The organism is Candidatus Omnitrophota bacterium (assembly GCA_028716165.1).
Lineage (GTDB): Bacteria > Omnitrophota > Gorgyraeia > JABMRG01 > JABMRG01 > JAQUQI01.
The window spans coordinates 55,078-80,246 of the sequence record JAQUQI010000004.1; the positions used below are offsets into that span (position 1 = coordinate 55,078).

Sequence of the window (25,169 nt, forward strand, 5' to 3'; positions counted from 1 at the left end):
TATTGGGAGCTGTGTATGGAAAAAAAAGAAGTATCAATAGAGGTCAAAGACCTGGTTAAGAGTTTTAACGGTAGAACAGTCTTAAACGGTATAAATTTAAAAGTTTACAAGGGCGAGACCCTGGTAATTATGGGCGGCAGCGGCTGTGGAAAATCCACCCTGTTGAGGCACATGATAGGCACGCACAAACCGGATAGCGGGACCGTTATTATAAAGGGAAAGGACATAACAACGCTTGGCGAGTCTGAATTTGACAAGATCAGGAAAATATACGGTATGGTTTTTCAGAATGCCGCTCTTTATGATTCCATGACGGTAAAGGAGAACATAGCGTTGGCCTTAAAGGAGCACACAAGGCTTGCTCCCGATATAATTGACATAATGGTAAAGATGAAGCTTGAGCTTGTCGGCCTGCGAAGTTTTGAAAATTTTATGCCCAGCGAACTTTCAGGAGGCATGAGAAGGAGAGTCGGATTAGCCAGGGCCATATCAATGGATCCCGAGATAGTTTTCTACGATGAACCTACGGCAGGGCTTGACCCTATAGTAGCGGGAGTTATAGACAAGCTTATACTTGATTTAAGCAAAAAGCTTCATATAACATCTGTTGTTGTGACTCATGACATGAAGAGCGTTTTCTCAATAGCCGACAGGATAATTATGTTATATAACGGCAAGGTTATCGCGGAAGGCGCGGTTGACGAGATAAAAAATTCTGCTGATCTGCGCGTAAAACAGTTTGTGACGGGAAATCCCGACGGGCCTATCCAATTTTTCAGGTCAGGAGAGGGCTATTTAGAGGAACTGACAAAATAAGGAGAGTAGTATGCCAAAGATATTTACAAATGAGGTTAAAACAGGTTTTGTGGTTTTGGTGTGCATTGGTATTCTGACCGGACTTACCATTATGGCTGGAAATTTTAAACCTTTTCAACAGTTGTATTGCATAAACGTGGTATTCTCAAATGTTTCCGGCATAGAAAAAGACGCCGCTGTCCGTTTAGCAGGCGTTGAAGTCGGTAAGGTGGAGAGTGTCAGAATTGCCTACGGGAAAGAAGGAGATACGTCGGTCTTGGTGAAATTGGAATTGTTCCAGGATGCCAGGATAAGGGAGGGGGCCCGGGCGGCGGTCACTACGTTAGGGCTTATGGGTGAGAAATATATTGAACTTACCCCCGGCGATACCGGAGCGGGATTTTTAAAAGCCGGCGCGACTATACGGGGCAAGGATCCAATTGATATTGAGGCTGTGATTGATGAAGCAAGGTCTGTAATGGAGGTTGCCAAGGTGACTATGACCAATATAAGCGATCTTGCCAAAAATTTAAACGGCGCGGTATCGGATAACAGGGGCAATATTGACGAAATAATGGACAATCTTAAAAGGACTACAGAAAATCTTGAAGAATTTACTGATGACATAAAGCGCAACCCGTGGAAATTGCTCGTTAAAGGCAGGGAAAAATAAAAACTTTTTTGTCAGGAAGGGGCGGCATATGAGGCAGAGGCTATGGATTTTTGCAGTATCGGTATTGTGTTTTTTTTGCGCGTGTTCTAGCGCTTTTTCCGAATCAGATATCAGTGTTATTTATGTAAAAGGCGTGGTCAATATCCAGAAGGCCGATGACGCAAAATGGCAGATAGCAACGCGGGGGATGGCGCTTGATGAAAAAGACAGGATCAAGACACTGGACGGTTCAGAAGTATCTATCGCCCTTGATACTTCCAACAAGAATATCGTAACGCTTTCGCAAAATTCAGAAATAAGTATTGCCGATGCTAAAAAAAAGCATCTATCGCTTTATAACGGCAGGATATTCGCCCTGATAGAAGGAGTTGAATCGGCGTCGTCTTTTCAGGTGCGCACACCTACAGCGGTCGCGGGGGTTTCAGGCAGCGGCATGTCGGTTGAATCTGATGGCAACAATACGACTGTCGGGTGTTTTGAAGACATGGCATATGTCCAAGGTATTAATGAAGACGGCACACTAATGGCCGAGATAGTTATTATTGATAACGGATTCAAGCGGGTTATAGGCAGATTTGAAATGCCCGGGGATCTTATCATGCTGTCGGATTTTGATAGAGAGGGCTGGTCGCAATTCAGGCAGAACTTAAAAGAGTATCTTAGCTGGCTTGGAGATAAGCGCGAGCAAGGTTTACAAGGCGCCGCGGACGCTATGGACGCTATCCAGGGGATGCAGGAGCGCCTGAATGACATAAGAGATGACAATAAGGAGAACATATTTGAACGTGACGAACACCAGAAAAGAGACGACGAGCGCGATAATAAAGACAGGCCCTCTGACGGCGGAGGTGACGGCCGGCCTTCATACACTACCGGTATCGGAGTCTAATACCAGGCCCCTATATAAAATACTTTTTCTGTGTTGCTGTCTTCTGTGCGCCGTCATTACGCCTTTGCGCGCTGATGAGGAGGATACGAGAGAGAAACACAAAGACGCCAGCCAGCCTGCTGTAAAGGCTGTCCGGCAGGGCGGTAAGTCAGATGCTCAAAGTAGATTGTCGTATAATTTCTACGCGGGCGCATTAGAAGGCTATGACAACAACGTATATCTTGACTCAAGGCGCAAGGGAGGATTGTTTGATCAGTTTAACGCGGACGCTGTTTTGCGATACGCGGTCAACAAAGCGTTAAACATAAAAGCTAAATATGATTTTACCGGTATTTTGTACCATGAGTTTACCGATGTCAGCATGATGGACAACCAGCTTTCCGCTTCATTTGAATATTATCATCGGAACAATGTAAAGGTTGAGACGGGTTACGGCATTGATTTCGTGGATTATTTTAAAGGTAAAGATTCGGACCTTGCCTCTGACGGCCCGTTTGCCGGGATAAGGTATTACATAGGCCGCATGGCATATATGGGAGGCATGTACCAGTATACTGTTTATGATTACAGGTCCAGAAAGATACGCGACAGCTCCGATACCGAAATAGATTTAACGCGCAAAGACCGCAGGCACACTATTATCGCCGAATTCGCGACATATTTAAAAAAGGTTTTTATCAAGGTAAAAAACACGTATTTTATTAATAATTCAAACGATGAATATCTTGATTATTATGATTACAGTTCAGAGCGGATTAACCTTTATGCCGCATATCCTGTCAGCGAAAAATTGACCGTGCTTATAAACGGGGGATATCAGAGAAAAGATTTTAAGTCGCGCGTAACCAAGAAAGATCCAAGCAAGAAGGAGCGTGATAATATTATGATGCTCGGTACAGGCCTGTTTTATCAATTATCGCCGTCTTGTTCATTTAACCTGGATTATTCTTATCGCCAGAACTATTCCAACGACCCCATCCAGGAGTATTCAGGCAGTATAATAACTGCCGGAATAAACATTTCCTTTTAATGCCAAAGCCAAAAATCAGCAGAAAGGCTTTAAGATATTCAATAGTTGTTATCATACTAACCAGTGTGATAATGGCCTCCTATTTCCGCGTTTTTGAGACCTTTGAACTTTCCACGTTAGACCTTCGTTTCAGGACCCGGCCCCGGCAAAGTGTTATAAGCGATATAGCGATAATAGAAATCGCTCAGGATACTATTGATAAGATAGGCCAATGGCCGATAGACAGGAAATTCCACGCAGCCCTGGTTGATACCCTTACTGCCTGCGGGGTCAAGGCAGTTATATTTGATATATTATTCAGCACAAAAAGCAATCAGCTTTCAGACGCGCAGCTTGTTGAATCAGTTTCATCCGCCGGTAATGTGTATTTGCCTGTTGCCATGCGCCTAAGTGAGAATATTACCTCCGGCGTATTTCCTGACGCGGTATCCGTTGAATCAGGGCCTATGCCGGAACTGGCTGAAAAGGCCCGCGGCATAGGCCACATAAATGTTATTACCGACATAGACGGCAAGAGAAGGCGCGTGCCTTTGTTTATCAGCTATGGAAAGGAATTGATACCGCAAATATCTTTGTTGGCTGTTTGCGATGCTTTGTCCATAGACATAAAAAGCATCAAGGTTGAAAACGGGAAGCTTCTCGTGCCTGGGCCCGGACTGGAGATACCCGTTGATTCACGCGGCCAGATAATGATAAATTACGCAGGCAGATGGGGAGAGGTATTCAGCCATTATTCATTCATAGATATACTTACCTCCTACAGGGATTATTGCAGGGGCGGGAAAGGCATTATTGACCTTGAACAACTACGCGGCAAGATATGCATTGTAGGCCTTACCGCCGTAGCCACGCACGATCTCAATCCCATGCCGTTGCAGCAACGCTATCCTATGGTCGGTCTTCACGCCAATTTGATTAATACGATACTGCTGAAGAACTTTATCCTAAGGGCCAGCCCGCTTGTTAATATACTTATATTGATTATTTTATCAGCGCTTGTCGCGGCCGCTGTATTCAAATTAAAACCACTGCTGGAAGTATTATCGGCTTTTTGTATTGTCACGGGATTTATCGCCGTGTCGTTTGCTTTGTTCGCTTTTTTAAATATATGGATAGACCTGTTTTACCCGCTTATACTTATTGCCGCGGTTTATATTTCGTGTACTTTTTACCAGTACATACTTGAGCAGAATAAAAGAGTCCTCATGCAGAGGGATCTTAATATAGCGAAACGGATACAACAGAGTTTTTTAAGGCAATCCCCTCCCGAATCGGACATTGTTGACATATCGTTTAAGATGGAGCCCGCCAAGTCTATAGGAGGCGATCTTTATGATTTTGTGACAAACGATGACCAGAGCCTCGGGGTAATGATTGGAGATGTTTCCGGAAAGGGTGTGCCCGCGGCGCTGTTTATGGCCATGACTGTTAGTAATTTCAGGTTTCATGCCAAAACCGAGCCGGATCCTGTAAAGGTAGTTACATCGCTTAATAACCAGATAGCTACGGAATCTACATCGGGGCTTTTTGTGACCCTGACGTATATTAATATTAATGCGAAACATATGAAGCTTTCTATCGTTGATGCCGGACATTTGCCTGTAGTTCATGCAAGACGCTCGTCAAAAACGGTATTGATAGAGGCGCATAGCGGTATGGCGCTGGGAGTTATGGATGGAATAGAATTTTCCATGCGAGAAATTCCCATGGCGCCGGGGGATGTGTTTGTAATTTATACCGACGGAGTTACAGAGGCGCGTAACGCGGCCAAAGAAGAATTCGGCGAGGACAGGCTCAAGGACAGCGTATCAAGGTATAAAAGTTTGACCGCGAAAGAAATCACCGAGAATATATATAGCGATATTCTGCGTTTTCGTAAGAGGGCCCCGCAGCATGACGATATTACCATTATGGTTATAAAGGTCAAAGGGTAGACACTGTCTTTAGCATTCATCCATGTGATCTGTATTTTGTTTAGCGAATTTTATACGAATAATGTAAACCAATATTTATATTTGAGTTGACAATTTCATTGCCTTGTTTATAATGCCTTCATGGCGTATCTATATTCATTTAGGGTGTTTTTATTTATTACCGCGTGCCTGTCTTCGGTTTTCGCCTTTTCATGCCCTTGCGTCTGCGCGGATATTGAACTTGAACCTATAACGGTTTATATCCAGCCGGGCGAGAATATAACCCACGAAAACCCTTCCAGAGATGAAGACATTATAAACCGTTCTTGGCGCGAAACGAGTAGCATAGATATTTTACTGGATACGGAACCCGGTGTTGACATATCAAGGCGCGGGGTATCGGGTATACAATCAGATATGAGCATAAGAGGGTGCGGCGCAGGCCAGGTGTCAGTGGCGATAAACGGGGTGACGGTAAACGATCCGCAAACCAGCCATCACAACCTTGACCTGCCTCTCCCGCAATTTGCCGTAGAAAATATAGAGATAGTAAAAGGCCAGTCAACTAAGCCCTGGGCCCAGAGCGGAATAGGCGGATCGGTAAATATCAAGGCCAGAAGGCCCCGGGACACGCAGTCTTGGGTGTTTTTTGGCCGCGGTTCAGATTGCGCAGAAAATACCGGCGTATATTCCTGTTTTGCCAAAGAGGACAAGGGCGTAAATGTCGCGGCAGAGCAGTCATCTTCCGAAGGTTATAGGCAAGGCACTGATTATAAACAATTTGCGGTCTCGTCTTCGGCGGCATTTCCGTTTGGAGATAAGGTATCCAATTATGCCCTGGCAGGGTATGGCGAGAAAGAATACGGCGCATCCAACTTTTACGTTCCATATGATTCGCGGGAATGGACGGACACGCTTTTTTTAAACTGGCAGTCCAGCGCCCAAATTGGAAATCTTACTGTCCGGCCCAACCTGTATTACAGGCGGCATCACGATAAATTTATGCTTGATATAAGACGCCAGGATTTCTATATTAATCGTCACATTACGAAGGTTTCAGGGGCCATGGTTGAAGCGGAGATAGGCTTTGATACTGCGGGTGAGCTTGGTTTTTTAATTGATATTTGCAACCAGTCTATTAAGAGCACAAGGCTTGTCAAAGATTCTCGTCTTCGCGCTTCTTACGCCTTGTCGTGGAAGGTCCACCACAATCCCGCGGCAGGTTTTGATTTATCCGCCCGCGTGGATAGCTATTCGGATTTTAATACCCGTATCCTGCCGCAGGCAGGCATATATATAAGGCCTTATAATTTTATTAAATTCAGGGCCGCCGTATCAAGGTCTTTAATGCCCGCTGATTATACGCAATTATACTATGAAGACGCGGTAAGCTCCGGCAACAGGAACCTGTCTCCGGAAAGCGCAATAAATTATGAGGCCGGTTTTGACATTACTGCCGCCAAGGGCAATATGGATTTGTCCCTGACGGTTTTTAACAGGCACACGGATAATATGATAGACTGGGTCAAATATGATGTCTCGGATCAGGTCTTCCGGGCGGAAAATATAGCGAAAGTAAGGACGCTTGGTTTTGAAGGGGCCGCCAGCGCTTTTATTGCCGGTTGTCTGAAAATTAAAACAGGATATTCCTATTCCGGCTCTGATATCATAAACTCAAGAGATTTTATTTCCAGATACGTTACAGGCCGCGATGAGCACAAATTGTTTGCCATGGCGCAATTGTTCCTGCCTTTCGGCGTCCAGACCGTGGATATAATTTATAAGAACAAAAAAGACTATAACAATTATTTTTTGACAAATTGTAACATGAACTATGATTTGAACCGTAATATAAGCCTGTTTTTCGCGGTTGACAACGTATTTAATAAGACGTATTGGGATATAACGGATAGCCTGATGCCAGGCAGGCAGTATTTGGCCGGTATGAGAGCGAAATTTTAAAAATTCTCAAATGCCTGTTCGCGGCTTTCAAATATCTTGAAAAAATCTGTAAGGCAAGCCATGTCAAAAACCTCTTTCGCTTTTCCCTTAAGCCCTACCAGCCGGAGCTCGCCTTTATTTGTCCCAAGCCTGGTTTTAGCGTTTATGAAAGCGCCTAATCCGGCGCTGTCAAGGTAATCAATATTGGTCAGGTCCGCTATGATCTTGAGATTGCCTTTATTTATATGGGAGTCTATGATATTCGTGATAACCTCGGCCGTGTAGCTGTCTATCTGTCCGGAAAGCTCAAGTATGGCAATGTCATCGGTGCCTTTGAGCTCTATCTCCAACGTGCCAATCATGCCCAGTATTTTCTTTTTCATTGGTTCCCCCATTTTTACGAGCAGAATGTTTTTCGCGATTTCATAATCATATTAAAATGCCTGTCTGTTAATTTGGCGCGCTGAAAAAATTCAAAGTGATATATGGTGCCGAGAGTGGGAATTGAACCCACATGACCTTGCGATCATCGGTTTTTGAGACCGACGCGTATGCCAGTTCCGCCATCTCGGCAATGGTTTATTAGATGATATTTTATATTTACTCGTTTGGCAAGTCAAGCTAATTAATGGCGCCCTATCAGTCCCTTTTACGCGATAAGCGATCAATTTTTTCCTTTATACGCTGAACATATAAGGCAGATAGCGGGTATTATATTGAATATTTATTGTAAAGTGTTTAATACTAATACATTACGTAAAAAAACATCCATTTTGAATAAAACGGCCTCTATTATGCCTTGACTTTTTATATATTATGTCTTAATATAGCGGATAAAAGGCAGTTGGTATGGCTTGGTGGAGCTGAGGGGGATTGAACCCCTGACCTCTTGCATGCCATGCAAGCGCTCTCCCAGCTGAGCTACAGCCCCATATGGGAAAAAATTATAACATTAATAGCTTGTATTGTCAATGTTCAACTTGTCTAAGTTTTTGTTTACCTTTATTTTCGCCTGTTTCTCTTAACGCAAATCGGCATAGGCCTGCCCGGAAAGAAATGATATGAGTGAAAAGTTATATCCCTTTGATGATATTGAAAAAAAATGGCAGGATTATTGGCTTAAGATGGGCCTTTTTCGCATGGATCCAAAGGATGCCAGGGAAAAATATTATTGCCTTGTGATGTTCCCTTATCCTTCCGGCAAACTGCATGTCGGACACGGCAGAAATTATATTATAGGCGATGCCATAGCCCGATACAAGATCATGAAAGGTTATAATGTGCTTTCTCCGATGGGCTGGGATGCCTTCGGCCTTCCGGCTGAAAATGCCGCTATTAAGGGCGGGGTGCACCCGAAGGAGTCAACACTTAATAATATTGCCGCCATGAAGAGGCAGCTTTCCCGCTGGGGCGCGGGTTATGACTGGAAGCGTGAGATAACGTCATGCCTGCCCGATTACTATAAATGGACGCAGTGGATATTTCTGGAATTATTTAATAAAGGGCTTGCCTATAAAAAAAAGGCGTCCGTAAACTGGTGCCCTTCATGCAATACCGTGCTTGCCAATGAGCAGGTGGTAGGCGGCCTTTGCGAGCGTTGCGACAGCAGGGTTGTGGATAAAGACCTGGAGCAGTGGTTTTTTAAGATAACGGATTATGCCCAGAAGCTTTTAGATGACCTGGCAGGCCTGGCGTCCTGGCCTGAAAGGGTCAAGACAATGCAGGCCAATTGGATAGGCAGGAGCGCGGGTATAAATATTGATTTTCCGGTTGACGGCGCGGGCTTTAACATTACCTGTTTTACTACGAGAGTTGATACTATTTTTGGCGCCACGTATATGGTGATTGCTCCCGAGCATCCGGATTTGGCAAGGTTGGTTGAAAACAGCGGCAAAAAAGAGGAGATTCTGGAATTCATAGCTTCGGCAAGGGCAGAATCCAGGGTGTCGCGATTTGCGGATGAGGCGGAAAAGAAAGGAATATTTACAGGCCATTATGTTATCAACCCTGTTAATAAAAAAAGGATACCTCTTTGGATGGCTAATTATGTGCTTATGGAATACGGCACGGGGGCTGTTATGGCTGTGCCCGCGCACGACCAAAGAGATTTTGATTTCGCAAGAAAATATCATTTGGAGGTAAAGGTTGTCATAGATAACCCGCTCGCGCCCGGGATCGCGGGAAAAGATATGAATGCCGCGTATGTTGAAGACGGAGTCATGGTTAATTCCGGTCAGTTTAACGCTTTGCCTAACAAGGCGGCTGCTGTCAAAATTGCCGACTGGATGGAGGCTGAAGGCATGGGGCGCAGGTCTGTTCATTATAAATTAAGGGATTGGCTGATATCAAGACAGCGTTATTGGGGAGCCCCTATACCCATTGTTTATTGCAGTAAATGCGGTATTGTGGCTGTTCCAAAAAAAGACTTGCCCGTATTACTTCCAGACAAGGTGGAATTCAAGCCTTATGGCGAATCGCCACTGGCCGGCATCAAGGATTTCGTAAATACAAAGTGCCCCAAGTGCGGCGGCAATGCCCGGCGCGAGGTTGACACAATGGATACTTTTGTTGATTCAAGCTGGTATTTTTTGCGCTATCTGTCGCCTAAAAACGAAGAGGGCGCTTTTGATAAGGACATTGTTGACAGATGGCTTCCGGTTGACCAGTATATCGGCGGCGTAGAGCACGCAATACTGCATTTATTATATTCCAGGTTTATCACCAAGGTTTTGGCCGATCTCGGACACATTGGTTTTAAGGAGCCCTTTAAGGCGTTGTTTACACAAGGCATGATAATAAAAGACGGGGCTAAGATGTCAAAATCAAAAGGAAATGTTGTCTCCCCTGATGAGTTAGTCATAAATTATGGCGCGGATACGGTCAGACTCTACACTTTGTTTATAGGCCCGCCTGAAAAAGACGCCGAATGGAATGACAGGGCGGTGGAGGGCGCTTACAGGTTTTTAGGGCGCCTATGGAAATTGGTATCGCAGACAGGCGCCGGTATCGCGCCTGTAAAAAATAATCCCGGACCGGGTGACAAGAGGCTTGAGTGCAAGATGCATCAGACGATAAAAAAGGTTACAAAAGACATGGAAGTGGATTTTAAGTTCAATACGGCCATAAGCGCTGTTATGGAGCTTGCCAATGATGCTCATTTCGCCGTGGAAAACGGCGATACATATTATTTCAAAGACGTTATTACCAGTATTGTTCTTTTGTTATCGCCTTTTGTGCCGCACATAGCTGAAGAGCTGTGGCAGAGGCTTGGTAACAGGCCGAGCGTTTTTAACCACCCATGGCCGGTTTTTGATGATTCCAAGACCAGGGAAGAGACCCTTACGATTGCTGTAATGATTAACGGAAAACTGCGGTCTAAAATTGAAATCAATGACACGGCATCTGAAGATCAGGTTGGGGCCGCCGCATTGGCTGATAGCAAGATTGGCCGATGCATGGGATCTGCTTGCGCGAAAAAGGTCATTGTTGTTGCTAAAAAATTGGTGAATATAGTAATTTAATCGTTTGATATCATTGCGGAGACTGCGCCCGCGTGTTTGCAGCCGCCGCATACGGGAGGAAACATGCCGAAGAAAGAAAAACATTCCAGGGCTGCAAAGAAAAAAACTATAAAACATAAAAAAAACATGAAAAAACCATCCAAGAAAAAGCAGGCGGGAATTGTCAAAAAAAATACAGGCAAATCCCTGCCGGCGCCAAAAAAAACGAAGAAAGAAAAGCCCATGGCAAAGCTGTTGCTGCCGTTAGGACGCATAAAAGAAATATTCCGCACCAGATACGGGTTCTTTTTATTTGATGGGTCAGAATTTGTGGTCAATACGCCCGAAACTCCGGCCCCCTGGTCAAACATACTTACTAACGGCGACTATGGGATGATGATATCCCAATCAGGCTGTGGCATGAGTTTTCAGGCAGGCCTTTCCAACAGGATAACAAGATGGCGCCAGGATAATATCAGCGAAAATTTCGGAAAATTCATTTATATAAGGGATAACCAAAGCCAGGATTACTGGTCTGCCGCGTGGAAGCCGGTGTGCAAAAATCCGGAATTCTACGAAGTAAGGCACGGAATAGGTTATACTAATATCAGTTCAAAAAATAATGGTATAATTTCAAGCCTTATTTATTACGTAAGTCCGGATGAGCCTGTTGAGGTATGGCAAATGAGGATAAAGAATGTGACGCAACAGGTGCGGTTTTTGAGCGTGTTCAGTTATCTGGAATGGGATTTTGGCGCTCCTTCGGGCAATAGAGAGTATGATAAATTTTTTGTAGATACGATATATGACGAGGCCCTTTCGGCCGTATTGGCAAAGGCCCCTAACGGCGAATACGCTTTTCATTCGGTAAACGGCAAGGTCCAGACGTTTACCTGCGGCAGAGATTTTTTTCTCGGCTCTTATAGGGATGTGTCAAGGCCAAGATGTGTGGAAAAAGGCATGTGTTTTAATGAACAGGGCCGTTATAATGATCCCGCAGCTTCATTGCACATGGAGATAGAGCTTGCCCCTAACGGGGAAGAAGAGTTTATATTTACTCTGGGCAAATGCGCCCAAAGGGCGGACGCGGAGAGGATTATAAAAAAATATAAAAATATCAAAAATGTTGAAGAAGAATTTTCAAGAATGGGGCACAGGTGGACTGTAAGGTTTTCAAGCCTTAATATAACCACGCCTGATGAAGGCGCGAACATATTGACGAACAAATGGTTCAGGTATCAGTCTATATCCGCGGGTTTGTCAGCCTCGGGGTCGGTATATAATCCTTCCGGCAGGGCCTTATTCAAAGACAATATCATAAACGGATTGACCCTGCTTTCCGTTCATCCGAAGTACCTGCGTCAGCTTCTGCTGGATTGCGCTGAAATGCAATTTGAGAACGGTTCTGTTGTAGGCAGTTGGGACATTAGGAGCCGCAAGGGAACAAGATCGGATTCTGTTGAGGCGCCTCTCTGGTTGGCGTATGCCGTGTGCGAATATATAAAAGAGACAAATGAGATATCTTTTCTTGATGAAGATGCCAAATTTCAGGACAGCCCTAAAAAAAGTATTTTTACCCATTGCAGAATCGCGGTTGAAAGGGCGTTGGAGTCATCAAGCAAGCGGGGGCTTTTTCCGATATATCCCGGAGACCATATGGATGCTCTGGATTCCATATCTGATTCGGGCAGATGCGAATCAGTCTGGCTTGCCCAGTTTTTAATATACCTGTTACCCCAGTTTATACAGTTATGCCGGGCAAAAAAAGAACGGCAATTGGCCTCTGATTATGAAATCAGGCATAAAAGGCTGGTTGAAAAAATAAGAAAGTCTTTTTTTGATAAGGACAGATTTATCGGCGCTGTTTCCGCCAGCGGAGAAGGGATAGGGGTTTCAAAAGGCAAAGATGCCCGGCTTTTTCTTGACACGCAGACATGGGCCGTGATATCAGGGTTGTGCCTGTCGCCGGATGACGCCGCTTCTATTATGGGCACGGCAAAAGACCAACTTTACAAAGACCATGGCCCTGTAACAGTATCTCCGTGTTATAAGGAATATGATAAAGAGTCGGGTACAATCAGCAGGCTGCCCGGTTCTTTAATGCAGAACGGCGGGGTCAGCATAGAATCGTCGTGCTGGGCCATTTGGGCCGAGACTCTTCTTGGCAACGGCAATAACGCCTGGAACATATATACCAAGATAGACCCTGTTGACAGATCGCATAGGTCTGATATATACAAGCTTGAGCCTTTTGTTTCGTGTGAATATATTGACGGCCCCAAAGCGCGCACAAGCGGCAGGGCAGAGAATTCATGGTATAACAGAGGCGGATATTGGATGTTCAAGGTCATGGTTGAGCAAATACTTGGCATAAGGCCTGTGCCCGAGGGCCTGCTGATATCCCCATGCATACCTAACAGATGGAAACTTTTCAAGGTAAAACGGACATTCCGTAATGCCTATTATACGATAGAGGTTTTAAACCCCAGGTATATGTCATCGGGAATAGCAGAGGTTACCGTGGATGGCAAAAAGCAGAAGTCTAATATAATCGCTGCTTTTGGTGATGAAAAACGCCATCACGTTAGAATTGTTATGGGCAAGCCCGCAGCTATTAAATAAACCTGCCCGCATTGCTGACACCGGTTAGGTGTATCTGGTATTAGCTATTCTTAAGCATGCCTAAAATATATCCATACAATCAGTATCAGCCTCGCATATATAGGAACAGGATCGCCTCTGACGATCTTGTGAATTTTAGGGTTGCGATAGACGAAACCGATGTTTTTATCAGCGCTTGTCAAGATCTGTCGGAAGAGGCGGTTGACATTATTATTGGGCTTCGCTCGGACATTAAAAAATACATACAGGCTAATAATATATTTGCCACGTCATTAAAACCTGTTTTGTGCGGTAAAGATGCCCCCGCTGTTATAAAAAATATGGTAAAAGCTTCATGGCATTGCGGCGTAGGCCCCATGGCCTCGGTAGCGGGAGCGGTGGCAGAGACCGCGGGTAAAAGGCTTTTGCGTTTAAGCTGTCAGGTTATTGTAGAAAATGGCGGAGATATTTTTATGCTGTCGTCAAAAAGCCGGACAATAGGAATATATGCCGGGCCCGCGTCAGCTTTTAAAGATAAATTAGTTATCAGGATAGAACCTGAAGATACCCCGTGCGGTATATGCACATCCAGCGCGACCGTAGGGCATAGCTTGAGTTTTGGCAAAGCGGACGCGGTCGTCGTGGTATCGCCTTCGGCATCCCTGGCTGACGCCTGCGCCACGGCCTTGTGCAATAAGGTCAAGTCGGAAAAAGATATCGGCAGTGTTATAAGATACGGCAAGTCGCTAAAGGGTATTACAGGCATACTGATCGTCATAAACGACAAATTAGGCGCCTGGGGCAATATAAGACTTGCGCACTAGCTCTGTAAGCGGCGCGGCTTGAGCTTCGGGCTATTTGTCCGGACGTTTAAGTGTTCTTGATAATGCTTTACCGGGAATAGGCGTTTATTTTTTGCCAGAGTAAATTACTTGCTATTTACCCGTATTTTGCTATAATAAATTAGACGTGTAAATTTAAAAATAACTTTTTTAAAAAAAAGCGAAAAAAATGAAAAAGAAAAGGATAGTTTTATATTTTCCGCCTCAACTTATAGACAAGCCTATTGCCTACCATCTCGTCAAAGATTATAATCTGGTTTTCAACATATTGCAGGCAAAGATTACGCCGAATGAAAACGGGCGCATGGTACTTGAACTTAGCGGCAAAGACAAGGAGTATGCCCAGGGGATTAAATTTTTGCAGGAACAAGGGATTAAAATTGAAACATTGAGCAGGGATGTGCGCAGAAACGACAAGAGATGCACCCATTGCGGCGCCTGCGTTGCGGTATGCCCGACAGGAGCGCTTTATGTGGACAGAAACACCATGGAAGTGATATTTGATATTGAAAAATGTATAGCCTGCGAATTATGCGTTTCCGCGTGTCCGCCCCGCGCCATGCAGACAACCCTTTAAGCGTTTTTTAAAAAAGCATATGGATAAGAGACCTAAGAAAAGAAAGCCCAAAAGCCTGTCTTACAAGAAACAGATAGAGACTATTTCCAGGATCAGCGAAGCGATAGCGTCTAATCTGTATCTTGAAGATATCCTTAAGCTCATAGTAACCGTAACGGCCGAGGTGATGAGCTCAAAGATATGTTCGCTCTTGCTTATAGACGAGGAAAAAGGCAAATTGTCCGTTAAGGCAACCCAGTCGGTAAGCGAGGCGTATAACAAAAAGCCCGACCTGTCTTTAGGCGAAGGCATAGCAGGTAAAGTGGCGCTTTCGGGTGTGCCTGTTATCTCAAGGGATGTGAGAAATGACCCCAGATACAATAATGTGGAGATAGCCAAGAAAGAAGGCCTTTGTTCGCTTTTATGTGTCCCGCTTAAGGTAAAAAATAAGATAATAGGTGTTTTAAATTTATATACTTCGCAGGAGCATGATTTTACCGAGTCGGAGATAAGGATACTTGCCACTGTTGCCAGCCAGGCGGCCGTGGTAATAGAAAATTCACAGCTTTTGATAAAAACTAAGATCATCCAGGAGGAGCTTGCCTCGCGTAAGGCAATTGAGCGGGCAAAGGGAATATTAATGAAAACACAGGCCTGCAGCGAAGACGAAGCGTTTTCCAGGATACAAAAACTGGCGATGAATACGCGCCGGCCGATGCGGGATATAGCTGAGGCAATTATTCTGGCGCAAAGGGTCGGATAAAACGAACGCGGGTTCACAGGCACGTATGGATGGTTGGGGCGTATTCCAAGGCATTTATGCTTTAAGGATATGCCCCTTTTTGGCAGAATATGACGCGATACGATATAATTGTTATAGGTGCCGGCCATGCCGGCGCAGAGGCGGCCTTGGTATGCGCGCGCATGGGGCATAAAAGCCTTTTGCTTACAATGAACAAGGCCAGGATGGCCTATATGCCGTGCAATCCTTCCATAGGAGGCGTTGGCAAAGGACAGCTTGTTAAGGAAATAGACGCTCTGGGAGGCGAGATGGCAAAAGCGGCTGATTTTGCCGGCATCCATTTTAAAATCTTGAATAAAAGCCACGGGCCCGCCGTGTGGTCTTCCAGGGTTCAGGTTGACAGGCACAGGTATTCTGAATACATGAGCGGTAAGCTTTGTTCAGAAAAAAACCTTATTATAATAGAGGATGAGGCATGCGCTCTTTCATTTGACGGCGGCAAAACATGCCTGGTACGGACTGCCTGTTCCGGGTCAATTTCTGCCGGCGCAGTCATCCTGACTCCGGGGACATTTTTAAACGGTATTATACATATCGGCCTTGACCATGAAGCAGGCGGATGCTATAAGGAACCGGCATCAATAGAATTAAGCCTGTCATTAAAGAAGCTTGGCCTTGAGATAGCAACGCTTAAAACAGGAACAACTCCGCGCGTCAAAAAAGACAGCATAGATTTTTCCGGACTGACGCCGCAATATGGAGATGAGCAACCTGTTGCGTTTTCTTTTTCAACAAAGAACAGTCCTGTCAACAGGATTGTCTGCCACATGACCCATACCAATCAGAGGACGCATGATATAATAAGAAAAAATCTGACTCGTTCACCGCTTTTTACCGGCATTATAAAATCTAAAGGGGTCAGGTATTGCCCGTCCATTGAGGACAAGGTGGTCAAATTTCCGCAGAGGTCGTCACACCACGTGTTTTTGGAACCGGAAGGCCTTGACACGGATTGGTATTATCCAAACGGTTTATCAACAAGCCTGCCGCTTGATGTTCAGGAGGATATTTTGCATTCTATAAAGGGTCTGGAAGCGGCAAAAATTGTGATGCCCGGTTATGGCATAGAATATGAATTTGTCCAGCCCACGGAACTTATGCCGACTTTACAGGTAAAAAAAATGCCGAATCTTTTTCTGGCAGGCCAGATAAACGGTACCACCGGTTATGAAGAGGCTGCTGCCCAGGGGCTTATGGCCGGGATAAATGCCGTTCTTAAAATAGAGAATAAAAGCCCGTTGATACTGTCAAGGCAAGAGAGTTATATAGGTGTTTTGATAGATGATCTGGTTACAAAAGGTACGGATGAACCTTATCGCATGTTTACGTCCAGGGCGGAATACAGGCTTTTACTGCGTGAAGACAACGCCGATGTGCGCCTTAGGCATTATGGCCACAGGCTGGGCCTTGTCTTGCAACAGGAACTTGCCGAGTCGCAGGAAAAAGACAGGCTGATAAAAAACGCGGTGGATTGCCTCTCCCGCAAAAGGGTATTTCCCGGGGAGAGGATTAATGGTCTGCTGGAAGGACTTGGTATGCCGGAGCTTAAAAAACCGATATCAGCCTTGGAATTATTACGCCGTCCGCAGATAAGATATTTTCATATAAAGGAACTTAATCTTTCGCCCGACGGCATTCCCCCGGCGCATGAAGCGGTAATAGAGACGGTAATAAAATACGAAGGTTTTATAAACAGGCAGCAGATATGCGTTAAAAAGATGCAAGATATTGAAAAGATAAATTTACCCTCTGAACTTGACTATATGAACATACCCGGGCTTTCCTCGGAAATTATCCAGAAATTGCAAAGGATAAGGCCCGTTTCGCTCGGACAGGCGTCGCGTATATCAGGCATTACGCCTTCGGCAGTTATGATACTTATGGTATATTTAAAAAAGTATAAAGCCCGGAAATTAGCTTGATATTTTAGAGGGTTTCTGGTTTATCGTATACCGGGCGATTGCAAAAACCGCAGATCACCGCGATGCGGCGTAATGTCTTGACACCGCGGCGCATATGTCTATATAATATAAATTTAAGGCATATTTGACCGCGTTACGGAAAATATTTCGGATGTATTTTGTTTTAAAACAGTTTTTGTTATGCCAATGGAGGAAATATGCTTAAAGACAGGATAGATAGCGACTTGAAAAACGCCTTAAAAAACAGGGATGCCGCGACAGTGTCAACGTTAAGGTTCCTTAAATCCGCCATGCAGAACCTTTCTATTGAAAAAAGAAAAGAGCTTGATGATGAAGACGTCATATCCGTTATCAAGAGACAGATTAAACAGAGAAGGGATTCTATAGAGGGTTTTCGTCAGGGCAATCGCATGGATTTGGTGGAAAAAGAGCAATTGGAGATAAACATACTGTCCGTTTACCTGCCTAAATCGTTAAGTATGGAGGAGCTGCTGCTTATTGTCAAGGAATCTATGGCCGAAGTCAAGGCGGCTTCCGTTAAGGATATGGGTAATGTTATCAAGTGTGTGTTGTCTAAGACAAAAGGCGCCGCCGATGCCTCCATGGTAAGTTCCATTACAAAAGCGGAACTTTCAAAGATAGAGTGAGTCTTGATCGGCCAAGGTAACGGAGGGGACTGTTCATAATGGCTGTTAATTTGCGTGATAAGGGTGTAAATCCGGTTTATTTTATATTGTGCTTGTTAATGCTGGCACTTTGGGTTAACGTGTCCGCAATCAGGGCAGGCCATAAGACCCTGGTCATGTTTTTGCCTTTTTTTGCCGGCCTGACGGCATTTTTATTCCAATCTCTCTGCGATAAAAAACCTATATTGTGGCTGTATTCCAAAAGTTATCCTTATAGAAAACTTAAGGCATACGGCTGGATAAGCTCTTTTTTGATGTTTGAATTTATCCTTGTATGGGGCATGCATACGGGGCAGATATCTTTTAACGGCTGGGACCCGGTTATTATAAACGTTTTGCTTGCAGGGGCCATAATCCATTACCATCTGTTTGTCAGGATGAAAATAAGCCTTAGGTTTTTGTTCCTTGGGATATTTGTTCCTCTGGCGGCAACCGGCTTGACGCTCGGCCTGGGCAGTTATTTTAAAGTATTGACGTTTGTCTTGCCCGGCGACAAAATTGGGAATATCGTTTTTACCAATTCCATGTATTGGGTGATTGTATCAATTTTTTTTCAGGCCGTATGCGAAGAGCCCGCATTTAGAGGCTATCTGATGCAAAAGTTTCTTTACAAGACAGAGGCGCACGCTATTATTATTTCTTCGGTTTGTTACGCGTTATGGCGCACGTCATTTAGCCTGTTTGACGGAAACGGTATGGATGAGATAATAATATTGTTTATAGGTAATTTTATTACAGGTTCTATCTTCGCGGTTCTGTTTCTTAAGAGCAGGAATTTGCTGGCGCCTATTATATGCCATGGTATCGTAAACGGGATATGGAGGAGTTTTTTTGCTTTTGAAAACAATCCCGGCATAGGGCAATATATAGAGTTTGTCTCGCCGAAGGCGATTTTTCAGTTTACGATACTCTGGTATGCGTGTCTTTTGATCGGCCTGTTGCTGTTGCTGTCCATACCCCGTAAGAAAATTTTTACTTAAGGTCATTTTTTTGTTTTTTCCTGCTGCGTAAGCCTGTTTTTAAAATGAAATAGTCCGCTTTGTCTATTGGCCCGGTAACAAAAAATATATCTTGGCCTTGATCGGATATACCCGCGTCCGGTCATTTTCCGAACGTTGTGATTTTACTAATATTTTTACCGGATGCATATTTTTGATTGCGTGAATATATATATTATTGTATGATAATATGATTCTTTTTGGAGGCTTAAATGGTTAAGCATAAAATGCTGAATAATTGGGTCAAAGAATGCGTGAAGTTATGTAAGCCGGATACGATTGTTTGGGTTGACGGTTCGGAACGGATGAAAAAAGAGCTTGAAGACCAGGCGGTGGCGTCAGGAGAGTTTATCCGGCTTAACCAAAAAAAATTACCCGGCTGTCTTTTGCACAGGACTGCTTTAGACGATGTCGCGCGCACCGAAAACCTTACGTTTATTTGCACTTCTACCCGTAAAGCGGCAGGCCCTACGAACAACTGGATGCCGCCTGATGAGGCCTACGCAAAAGCGTCAAAGATATTATCCGGTTCCATGAAAGGGCGCGCTATGTATATAATCCCCTTTTCAATGGGCCCTATCGGTTCGGAATTCAGTAAAATAGGTATTGAGATAACTGACAGTATATACGTTGTCCTCAATATGTATATTATGACCAGGGTAGGCGATAAGGTTTTGGAACAGCTGGGAGAGAGCGGGGTATTTACAAAATGCCTGCACGGTAAAGCGGACTTGGACATTAAGCGCCGCATGATACTGCATATACCGCAGGATAATGCCATATGGAGCGTTGGCTCGGGCTATGGCGGTAACGTATTATTAGGCAAAAAATGCCTGTCTCTTCGTATAGCCAGCTATCAGGCCCAAAAGGAGGGTTGGTTGGCGGAACACATGCTAATAATGGGGATTGAACAACCGAATGGCCGCATAGATTATATAGCGGCCGCGTTTCCCAGCGCTTGCGGCAAAACAAATCTCGCTATGCTTGTCCCCTCGGATGGAATGAAGAAAAAGGGGTATAAGGTATGGACGGTGGGTGATGATATCGCCTGGATGAGGGTGGATTCGGACGGACGCCTTTGGGCGATAAACCCTGAATGGGGTTTTTTTGGGGTCGCTCCCGGTACTAACAGGAAGACAAATCCCAACGCGGTTGAGACAATAAGCAAGAATACTATATTTACGAACGTGCTTTTAAGAAACGATAATACTGTCTGGTGGGAGGATGGCGATGACCCGGAGCCGAAGGAAGGCATAGACTGGAGAGGTTTTCCGTGGCATCCGGGCATGCTTGATGATGAAGGCAATGTGTTAAAAGGCGCCCATGCTAACAGCAGATTTACGGCGCCGGCTATTCAATGCCCATCCATATCATACCGCTTGGAACAGCACCATGGTGTGCCCATATCAGCTATTATATTTGGCGGCCGAAGGGCGCAGGTAGCCCCTCTCGTATATGAATCGTTTGATTGGCAGCATGGCGTATATTTAGGCGCTACCATGGCATCGGAACGCACGGCCGCCCAATACGGCAAACAAGGCGAGGTAAGGCGCGATCCTATGGCAATGCTGCCATTCTGCGGTTATAATATGTCAAAATATTTTAAGCATTGGCTTGATATGGGGAAAAAGATGGCAAAACCTCCGAGGATATTTCACGCTAATTGGTTCAGGCGGGACAACAAAGGTAATTTTATCTGGCCTGGTTATGGAGAAAATTTGCGTGTTCTGGAGTGGATACTTAATAGGTGTAATGGTAATGCGAAGGCTAAGAAAAGCCCTATAGGATATTTACCGTATGCCAAAGACTTGGATATATCGGGGCTTAAACTCAAAGACGGCGCCATCAAAGAGCTGTTTGAAATAAATCCGCTTCAATGGAAGCAGGAGCTGGAATCCCAGAAAGATTTTTTAGACGCTTTTGGCAGAGACCTGCCCAAGGAGCTTTTGAAAGAGCACGCCGCGCTTAAAAAACGGCTTGATTTTTAAATGGCTATATTAAATATTATAAAATACCCTGATCCATGTTTGCGTAAAAAATGCCGAAAAGTGGAAGTGGTTAATACCGAGATACGAAAACTGCTTGATGATATGGCCATGACTATGTATGCCGCCAATGGCGTAGGCCTGGCTGCTTCTCAAGTGGGCATGGATATCAGAGTTATTGTTATTGACACGGGCCAGGAGCTCTTGAAGCTGGTAAACCCTGAAATAATAAAAGCTGAAGGAACTTCCCTGATGGAAGAAGGCTGTCTTTCACTGCCCAATACATATGTTAAGGTAAGCAGAAAAAAAAAGCTTGTTGTTTCAGCGCTTGACGACAAAGGCAAGCGATGCGCGTTGAACGTAAACGGCGGCCTTCTTGCTCATGCCTTTGGGCAGGAGATAGACCATCTAAACGGAAAGCTCATAATAGATTACCTGCCGTTTTATAAAAAAATTTTTTCCAAATAAAACATCTTTTTGTCTGCCTCCGCGTCCTGAAGGCTGTATTTGCAAAACATACCGGATAATTTTTGGATGCGGCTTTAGAATATCTTGCGTAGTTTTTAAAAATACGGAATTTGCTTTTTTTACATAATTCTGTTATTAATTTATTTTCGCAAAAGACGGTATGCGCCCAGTTGGGACCATGGCATTAAAGGTTTGGCGCGCGGCTTTTTTATGAATATACAAAGACTTTTTAGCGCATAAGGAGGGATATTATGGCCTGCAGTATAAAGATACTTGCCGTAGATGATGAACAGGGTGCCAGGGAGTTCTTAAATGACCTCTTTTCCAAAAAAGGTTATGATATTGAAACCGTTTCCACAGGGGCAGACGCTTTAACGGCGATTGATAGAGTCAAACCCGATATCGTTTTACTGGATATCGGAATGCCGGGTATGGACGGGACAGAGGTATTATCCCGTATAAAACAAAAATGCCCCCTCCTGCCGGTAATCATGCTGACAGCTTACGGTTATGATGATAATCTGATAAATAAGGCCATGAAATTGGGGTCAATCGGATATATTAATAAAAATCTGCCTTTGGCGCAGATAATTAACACGTTTCAGGTTCTTTTGAGCACTGTACCGAAAAAATATGGTGCGGAAGGGGGGAGTTGAACCCCCAAGGGTTGTGCCCACTAGCTCCTGAAGCTAGCGCGTCTGCCAGTTCCGCCACTTCCGCTTTGGGTTAAAGTATACTAAATCATGGTAAGGTTTGTCAACTGTTTAAAACCCCGGTAGTTTAGGCCGGTATTTACACAAGTTAGCCCGTTATCGTATCCGCTGTTAATTTTTTGTTGCCATGCAAATTTTTATATGTTATTATATATCCTAAATTTATACTTATAAAAGGATGTGAAATTGGATTGGCAGAAGATAAACGACGCTGTATTTGACGGCAATATAAACCTGACATTGCGATTGGTAAGCCAGGCGGTCTCGGAAGGCGAGTCGCCCAGGGATATATTAGAAAACGGCTTGATAGCGGGGATGTCAAGAGTAGGAGCCAAATTCAAGCTGAATGAAATATTCGTGCCGGAGGTCTTGATAGCGGCCAAGGCCATGCATTCAGCCTTGACGGTATTAGAGCCTTTTTTGGCAAGCTCCGGGGTTGAGCCTAAGGCGACTATCGTAATCGGGACTGTTAAAGGCGATCTCCACGACATAGGTAAAAATCTGGTTGTCATGATGCTAAAAGGCGCGGGTTTTAACGCGATTGATATCGGTATAGATGTATCCGCGGATGTTTTTATTGACAAGGCACTATCCTCCAACGCGTCTTTAATAGCGATGTCATCTCTTCTTACCACGTCCATGCCTTCCATGAAGACGGTAGTGGAAAAGCTTAAGCAAAAGGGCTTGCACGGCCGCATAAAAACAATAATAGGCGGGGCTCCGGTTACACAGGAATACGCTGACTACATCGGAGCTGACGGATATGCCCAGGACGCTTCGTCGGCTGTTGATAAAGCAAAGGAACTATTAGGCCTGTCGTAGCCGGCGCCAAGCTTATCGCACAGGCTGATTTTTTAACAGGTAAAAGGGCCATAAGGGAAAAGCACTCATGTTTTTCAGTAAACATAAACAAATCAACAAGAATCCTAACAGGGGTATCAGGAAGAGCAATTTTCCCGACGGCCTGTGGACTAAATGCGAAGACTGCGGCGAAATCATATTCAACAAGACGCTTGAAGAGAATTTTATGGTATGCGCGAAATGCAACTATCATTTTGTATTGAACATACAGAAGAGAATAGATATTACGCTGGACAAGGGTAGTTTTGTGGAACTGGACAGCGGACTGGCATCTGTTGACCCGCTTGATTTTCAGGGCCCGAAGACGTATAAAGAAAAATTGAAACAGGATTCAGAGCTTACGGGATTGAAAGAAGCGGCGGTTTACGGCACGGGCAAGATTAACGGCAACGACGTTGTTCTTGCCGTTACGGATTCAAGATTCATAATGGGTTCTATGGGATCGGTTGTTGGTGAAAAAATCACAAGGGCTATTGAGCTTGCCCAAAAAGAAGAGATACCGGTAATCGTCATATCAGGTTCAGGCGGCGGGGCAAGGATGTATGAAGGGATGTTTTCGCTTATGCAGATGGCCAAGACATCGGCGGCCTTATCCAGGCTGGACAGGGCGGGCGGGTTTTTCATATCCATACTTACGAATCCTACTATGGCCGGTATTCTGGCAAGTTTTGCCTCGTTGGGGGATATTATTATAGCCGAACCTAAATCATTGATAGGTTTCACCGGACCGCGAGTTATTGAACAAACCATACGTCAAAAGCTTCCCCAGGGATTTCAAAAATCCGAATTCTTGCTGGAACACGGTTTTGTGGATGCTATAGTATCCAGAAAAGACATGAAAAATACCCTGTCATTATTGATAGAATATTCAAAAAAGGAGCGATAAAAAATGGCGCAGGTATGTTTAAGAAATATTTCCAAAACTTATTCGGGTAATGTGCTTGCCGTTAATAATGTCAGCCTCGGAATAGAAAACAAAGAATTCTTAGTGCTTGTAGGCCCTTCAGGCTGCGGCAAATCCACCATACTTAGGATGATAGCAGGGCTTGAAGACCCTACCGAAGGCGATCTTTATATAGGCGATAAAAGGGTGAATGGGGTGCCCCCGAAAGACCGCAATATAGCAATGGTATTCCAAAATTACGCTCTTTATCCCCATATGACTGTTTATGAAAATATGGCTTTTGCCCTAAAATTGCGCAGGTATTCAAGGGCCGAAATAGAGCAGAGGGTCAGGGATGCGGCAGAGATACTGGGAATTACAAAGCACTTGAATAAAAGGCCCAAGGCATTATCGGGGGGAGAACGCCAGCGCGTTGCCGTAGGCAGGGCGATAGTAAGAAAGCCTATTGTATTTTTATTTGACGAGCCCCTTAGCAACCTTGACGCTAAGTTGAGAGGCCAGATGAGGGTGGAGATAAGCAAACTGCATATAAGGCTTCAAACAACCATGGTCTACGTGACCCACGATCAGGTAGAGGCCATGACAATGGGTACGAGGATAGCCGTGATGAAAGACGGCGTTATCCACCAGATAGCCGATCCTATAGCGCTTTACGACAGGCCTGTTAATAAATTTGTGGCAGGTTTTATAGGATCTCCTCCGATGAATTTCATGAACGGCATAATAATCAACTCTGAAGGCAGGCTGTTTTTTAATGAGGGTAACTTCATGGTCAAGATTGCCGACGAGATGCGTGATAAACTTGGAAATTACCGCGACAGGGAAGTGACCATGGGAATAAGGCCGGAGGATATTTACGATAAGCTCTTTGTCCAGTATGCGTCGCCTGAAAATACCATCTCGGTTACCTGCGAAGTAGTAGAGCCTATGGGTGCCGAAGTATATTTATATCTTAATACGGGCAAACACACCTTTGTTGCGCGCGTGGGAGGCCATAACAAGCCTACTGTTAATCAGGAAATGGACGTGGTTTTTGACATGAAAAAGGCTCATTTTTTTGACCCCAAAACAGAAAAAACTATTCTATAGT

21 protein-coding genes and 3 tRNA genes are annotated in these 25,169 nt (G+C 44.6%); 20 read left to right on the forward strand and 4 right to left on the reverse strand.

Translation table 11 applies throughout. From position 1 onward, the window contains the following. Positions 1–15 precede the first annotated feature (15 nt). From PHV77_03460 to PHV77_03485, 6 genes are all read left to right on the forward strand, one after another. Positions 16–816, forward strand: coding sequence for an ABC transporter ATP-binding protein (locus tag PHV77_03460; protein MDD5504357.1), 801 nt, complete (start codon positions 16–18; stop codon positions 814–816). A 10-nt stretch (positions 817–826) separates the two neighbouring features. After that, positions 827–1,468 carry an MlaD family protein gene (locus tag PHV77_03465; protein ID MDD5504358.1) on the forward strand — a complete coding sequence of 214 codons (642 nt, stop codon included), beginning with the start codon at positions 827–829 and terminating at the stop codon, positions 1,466–1,468. A 28-nt stretch (positions 1,469–1,496) separates the two neighbouring features. Beyond that, positions 1,497–2,357: a FecR family protein gene (locus PHV77_03470; protein ID MDD5504359.1), complete on the forward strand. Its 861-nt coding sequence runs from the start codon at positions 1,497–1,499 to the stop codon at positions 2,355–2,357. Next, on the forward strand, positions 2,254–3,387 hold the full coding sequence (locus PHV77_03475; GenBank protein ID MDD5504360.1) for an outer membrane beta-barrel protein: 1,134 nt from the start codon (positions 2,254–2,256) through the stop codon (positions 3,385–3,387). The genes PHV77_03470 and PHV77_03475 overlap by 104 nt, the downstream gene beginning before the upstream one ends. Further along, entirely contained in the window at positions 3,387–5,321 is a 1,935-nt protein-coding gene (locus tag PHV77_03480) for a CHASE2 domain-containing protein (GenBank protein ID MDD5504361.1), read from the forward strand. Before PHV77_03475 ends, PHV77_03480 begins: the two co-directional genes overlap by 1 nt. A 120-nt stretch (positions 5,322–5,441) precedes the next feature. Further along, positions 5,442–7,262: a TonB-dependent receptor gene (locus PHV77_03485; protein ID MDD5504362.1), complete on the forward strand. Its 1,821-nt coding sequence runs from the start codon at positions 5,442–5,444 to the stop codon at positions 7,260–7,262. Here the strand turns inward: PHV77_03485 and PHV77_03490 are convergent. From PHV77_03490 to PHV77_03500, 3 genes are all read right to left on the reverse strand, one after another. Beyond that, the gene (locus PHV77_03490; protein ID MDD5504363.1) at positions 7,259–7,624 is read right to left on the reverse strand and encodes an STAS domain-containing protein; all 366 of its coding nucleotides are present in this window, start codon (positions 7,622–7,624) and stop codon (positions 7,259–7,261) included. The two genes, PHV77_03485 and PHV77_03490, sit on opposite strands and share 4 nt — an antisense overlap. Positions 7,625–7,727: 103 nt before the next feature. Continuing rightward, positions 7,728–7,814, reverse strand: a tRNA-Leu gene (locus PHV77_03495). Positions 7,815–8,096: 282 nt separating this feature from the next. Continuing rightward, positions 8,097–8,172 (reverse strand) — tRNA-Ala (locus PHV77_03500). 130 nt (positions 8,173–8,302) lie between these two features. Here PHV77_03500 and leuS point away from each other — a divergent pair. The 11 genes from leuS to PHV77_03555 all read left to right on the forward strand — a co-directional run bounded on the left by leuS (position 8,303) and on the right by PHV77_03555 (position 22,257). Beyond that, a complete protein-coding gene (gene leuS, locus PHV77_03505; protein MDD5504364.1) occupies positions 8,303–10,762 on the forward strand; it encodes a leucine--tRNA ligase in 2,460 nt (819 codons plus the stop codon). 63 nt (positions 10,763–10,825) lie between these two features. Continuing rightward, positions 10,826–13,363 (forward strand): hypothetical protein, encoded by a 2,538-nt coding sequence (locus PHV77_03510; GenBank protein ID MDD5504365.1) that lies wholly within the window; start codon positions 10,826–10,828, stop codon positions 13,361–13,363. Between the two features lie 56 nt (positions 13,364–13,419). Further along, positions 13,420–14,166 (forward strand): UPF0280 family protein, encoded by a 747-nt coding sequence (locus PHV77_03515; protein ID MDD5504366.1) that lies wholly within the window; start codon positions 13,420–13,422, stop codon positions 14,164–14,166. A gap of 187 nt (positions 14,167–14,353) precedes the next feature. Beyond that, positions 14,354–14,761, forward strand: coding sequence for a 4Fe-4S dicluster domain-containing protein (locus PHV77_03520; protein MDD5504367.1), 408 nt, complete (start codon positions 14,354–14,356; stop codon positions 14,759–14,761). Between the two features lie 19 nt (positions 14,762–14,780). Then, positions 14,781–15,503: a GAF and ANTAR domain-containing protein gene (locus PHV77_03525; GenBank protein ID MDD5504368.1), complete on the forward strand. Its 723-nt coding sequence runs from the start codon at positions 14,781–14,783 to the stop codon at positions 15,501–15,503. 89 nt (positions 15,504–15,592) lie between these two features. Beyond that, complete coding sequence (mnmG, locus tag PHV77_03530; protein MDD5504369.1) at positions 15,593–17,464, forward strand: tRNA uridine-5-carboxymethylaminomethyl(34) synthesis enzyme MnmG; 1,872 nt, start codon at positions 15,593–15,595, stop codon at positions 17,462–17,464. Between the two features lie 197 nt (positions 17,465–17,661). Continuing rightward, positions 17,662–18,111 carry a GatB/YqeY domain-containing protein gene (locus PHV77_03535; GenBank protein ID MDD5504370.1) on the forward strand — a complete coding sequence of 150 codons (450 nt, stop codon included), beginning with the start codon at positions 17,662–17,664 and terminating at the stop codon, positions 18,109–18,111. Between the two features lie 38 nt (positions 18,112–18,149). Beyond that, positions 18,150–19,130 (forward strand): CPBP family intramembrane metalloprotease, encoded by a 981-nt coding sequence (locus PHV77_03540; protein MDD5504371.1) that lies wholly within the window; start codon positions 18,150–18,152, stop codon positions 19,128–19,130. A 230-nt stretch (positions 19,131–19,360) separates the two neighbouring features. After that, on the forward strand, positions 19,361–21,136 hold the full coding sequence (locus tag PHV77_03545; GenBank protein MDD5504372.1) for a phosphoenolpyruvate carboxykinase (GTP): 1,776 nt from the start codon (positions 19,361–19,363) through the stop codon (positions 21,134–21,136). After that, positions 21,137–21,601, forward strand: a complete 465-nt coding sequence (def, locus tag PHV77_03550) for a peptide deformylase (GenBank protein ID MDD5504373.1) — start codon at positions 21,137–21,139, stop codon at positions 21,599–21,601. Positions 21,602–21,852: 251 nt separating this feature from the next. Continuing rightward, positions 21,853–22,257, forward strand: a complete 405-nt coding sequence (locus PHV77_03555; protein MDD5504374.1) for a response regulator — start codon at positions 21,853–21,855, stop codon at positions 22,255–22,257. On the opposite strand, the gene PHV77_03560 is transcribed toward PHV77_03555, so the two are convergent. After that, positions 22,236–22,321 (reverse strand) — tRNA-Leu (locus PHV77_03560). The genes PHV77_03555 and PHV77_03560 overlap by 22 nt on opposite strands. A gap of 179 nt (positions 22,322–22,500) precedes the next feature. On the opposite strand from PHV77_03560, the gene PHV77_03565 reads away from it, so the two are divergent. The 3 genes from PHV77_03565 to ugpC all read left to right on the forward strand — a co-directional run bounded on the left by PHV77_03565 (position 22,501) and on the right by ugpC (position 25,168). Beyond that, the gene (locus tag PHV77_03565; protein ID MDD5504375.1) at positions 22,501–23,136 is read left to right on the forward strand and encodes a corrinoid protein; all 636 of its coding nucleotides are present in this window, start codon (positions 22,501–22,503) and stop codon (positions 23,134–23,136) included. 67 nt (positions 23,137–23,203) lie between these two features. Then, positions 23,204–24,061 carry an acetyl-CoA carboxylase, carboxyltransferase subunit beta gene (gene accD, locus PHV77_03570; GenBank protein ID MDD5504376.1) on the forward strand — a complete coding sequence of 286 codons (858 nt, stop codon included), beginning with the start codon at positions 23,204–23,206 and terminating at the stop codon, positions 24,059–24,061. A 3-nt stretch (positions 24,062–24,064) separates the two neighbouring features. Next, positions 24,065–25,168, forward strand: coding sequence for a sn-glycerol-3-phosphate ABC transporter ATP-binding protein UgpC (gene ugpC / locus PHV77_03575; protein ID MDD5504377.1), 1,104 nt, complete (start codon positions 24,065–24,067; stop codon positions 25,166–25,168). Position 25,169 lies beyond the last annotated feature (1 nt).

What these genes read in the sequence shown, in the direction of transcription:
- leuS (MDD5504364.1), top strand. Translation starts at nt 8,303, where the DNA reads ATGAGTGAAAAGTTATATCCCTTTGATGATATTGAAAAAAAATGGCAG.
- PHV77_03465 (MDD5504358.1), top strand. Translation starts at nt 827, where the DNA reads ATGCCAAAGATATTTACAAATGAGGTTAAAACAGGTTTTGTGGTTTTG.
- PHV77_03470 (MDD5504359.1), top strand. Translation starts at nt 1,497, where the DNA reads ATGAGGCAGAGGCTATGGATTTTTGCAGTATCGGTATTGTGTTTTTTT.
- PHV77_03520 (MDD5504367.1), top strand. Translation starts at nt 14,354, where the DNA reads ATGAAAAAGAAAAGGATAGTTTTATATTTTCCGCCTCAACTTATAGAC.
- PHV77_03510 (MDD5504365.1), top strand. Translation starts at nt 10,826, where the DNA reads ATGCCGAAGAAAGAAAAACATTCCAGGGCTGCAAAGAAAAAAACTATA.
- accD (MDD5504376.1), top strand. Translation starts at nt 23,204, where the DNA reads ATGTTTTTCAGTAAACATAAACAAATCAACAAGAATCCTAACAGGGGT.
- PHV77_03525 (MDD5504368.1), top strand. Translation starts at nt 14,781, where the DNA reads ATGGATAAGAGACCTAAGAAAAGAAAGCCCAAAAGCCTGTCTTACAAG.
- def (MDD5504373.1), top strand. Translation starts at nt 21,137, where the DNA reads ATGGCTATATTAAATATTATAAAATACCCTGATCCATGTTTGCGTAAA.
- PHV77_03515 (MDD5504366.1), top strand. Translation starts at nt 13,420, where the DNA reads ATGCCTAAAATATATCCATACAATCAGTATCAGCCTCGCATATATAGG.
- PHV77_03535 (MDD5504370.1), top strand. Translation starts at nt 17,662, where the DNA reads ATGCTTAAAGACAGGATAGATAGCGACTTGAAAAACGCCTTAAAAAAC.
- PHV77_03485 (MDD5504362.1), top strand. Translation starts at nt 5,442, where the DNA reads ATGGCGTATCTATATTCATTTAGGGTGTTTTTATTTATTACCGCGTGC.
- PHV77_03540 (MDD5504371.1), top strand. Translation starts at nt 18,150, where the DNA reads ATGGCTGTTAATTTGCGTGATAAGGGTGTAAATCCGGTTTATTTTATA.
- PHV77_03545 (MDD5504372.1), top strand. Translation starts at nt 19,361, where the DNA reads ATGGTTAAGCATAAAATGCTGAATAATTGGGTCAAAGAATGCGTGAAG.
- ugpC (MDD5504377.1), top strand. Translation starts at nt 24,065, where the DNA reads ATGGCGCAGGTATGTTTAAGAAATATTTCCAAAACTTATTCGGGTAAT.
- PHV77_03460 (MDD5504357.1), top strand. Translation starts at nt 16, where the DNA reads ATGGAAAAAAAAGAAGTATCAATAGAGGTCAAAGACCTGGTTAAGAGT.
- PHV77_03555 (MDD5504374.1), top strand. Translation starts at nt 21,853, where the DNA reads ATGGCCTGCAGTATAAAGATACTTGCCGTAGATGATGAACAGGGTGCC.
- mnmG (MDD5504369.1), top strand. Translation starts at nt 15,593, where the DNA reads ATGACGCGATACGATATAATTGTTATAGGTGCCGGCCATGCCGGCGCA.
- PHV77_03480 (MDD5504361.1), top strand. Translation starts at nt 3,387, where the DNA reads ATGCCAAAGCCAAAAATCAGCAGAAAGGCTTTAAGATATTCAATAGTT.
- PHV77_03490 (MDD5504363.1), bottom strand. Translation starts at nt 7,624, where the DNA reads ATGAAAAAGAAAATACTGGGCATGATTGGCACGTTGGAGATAGAGCTC.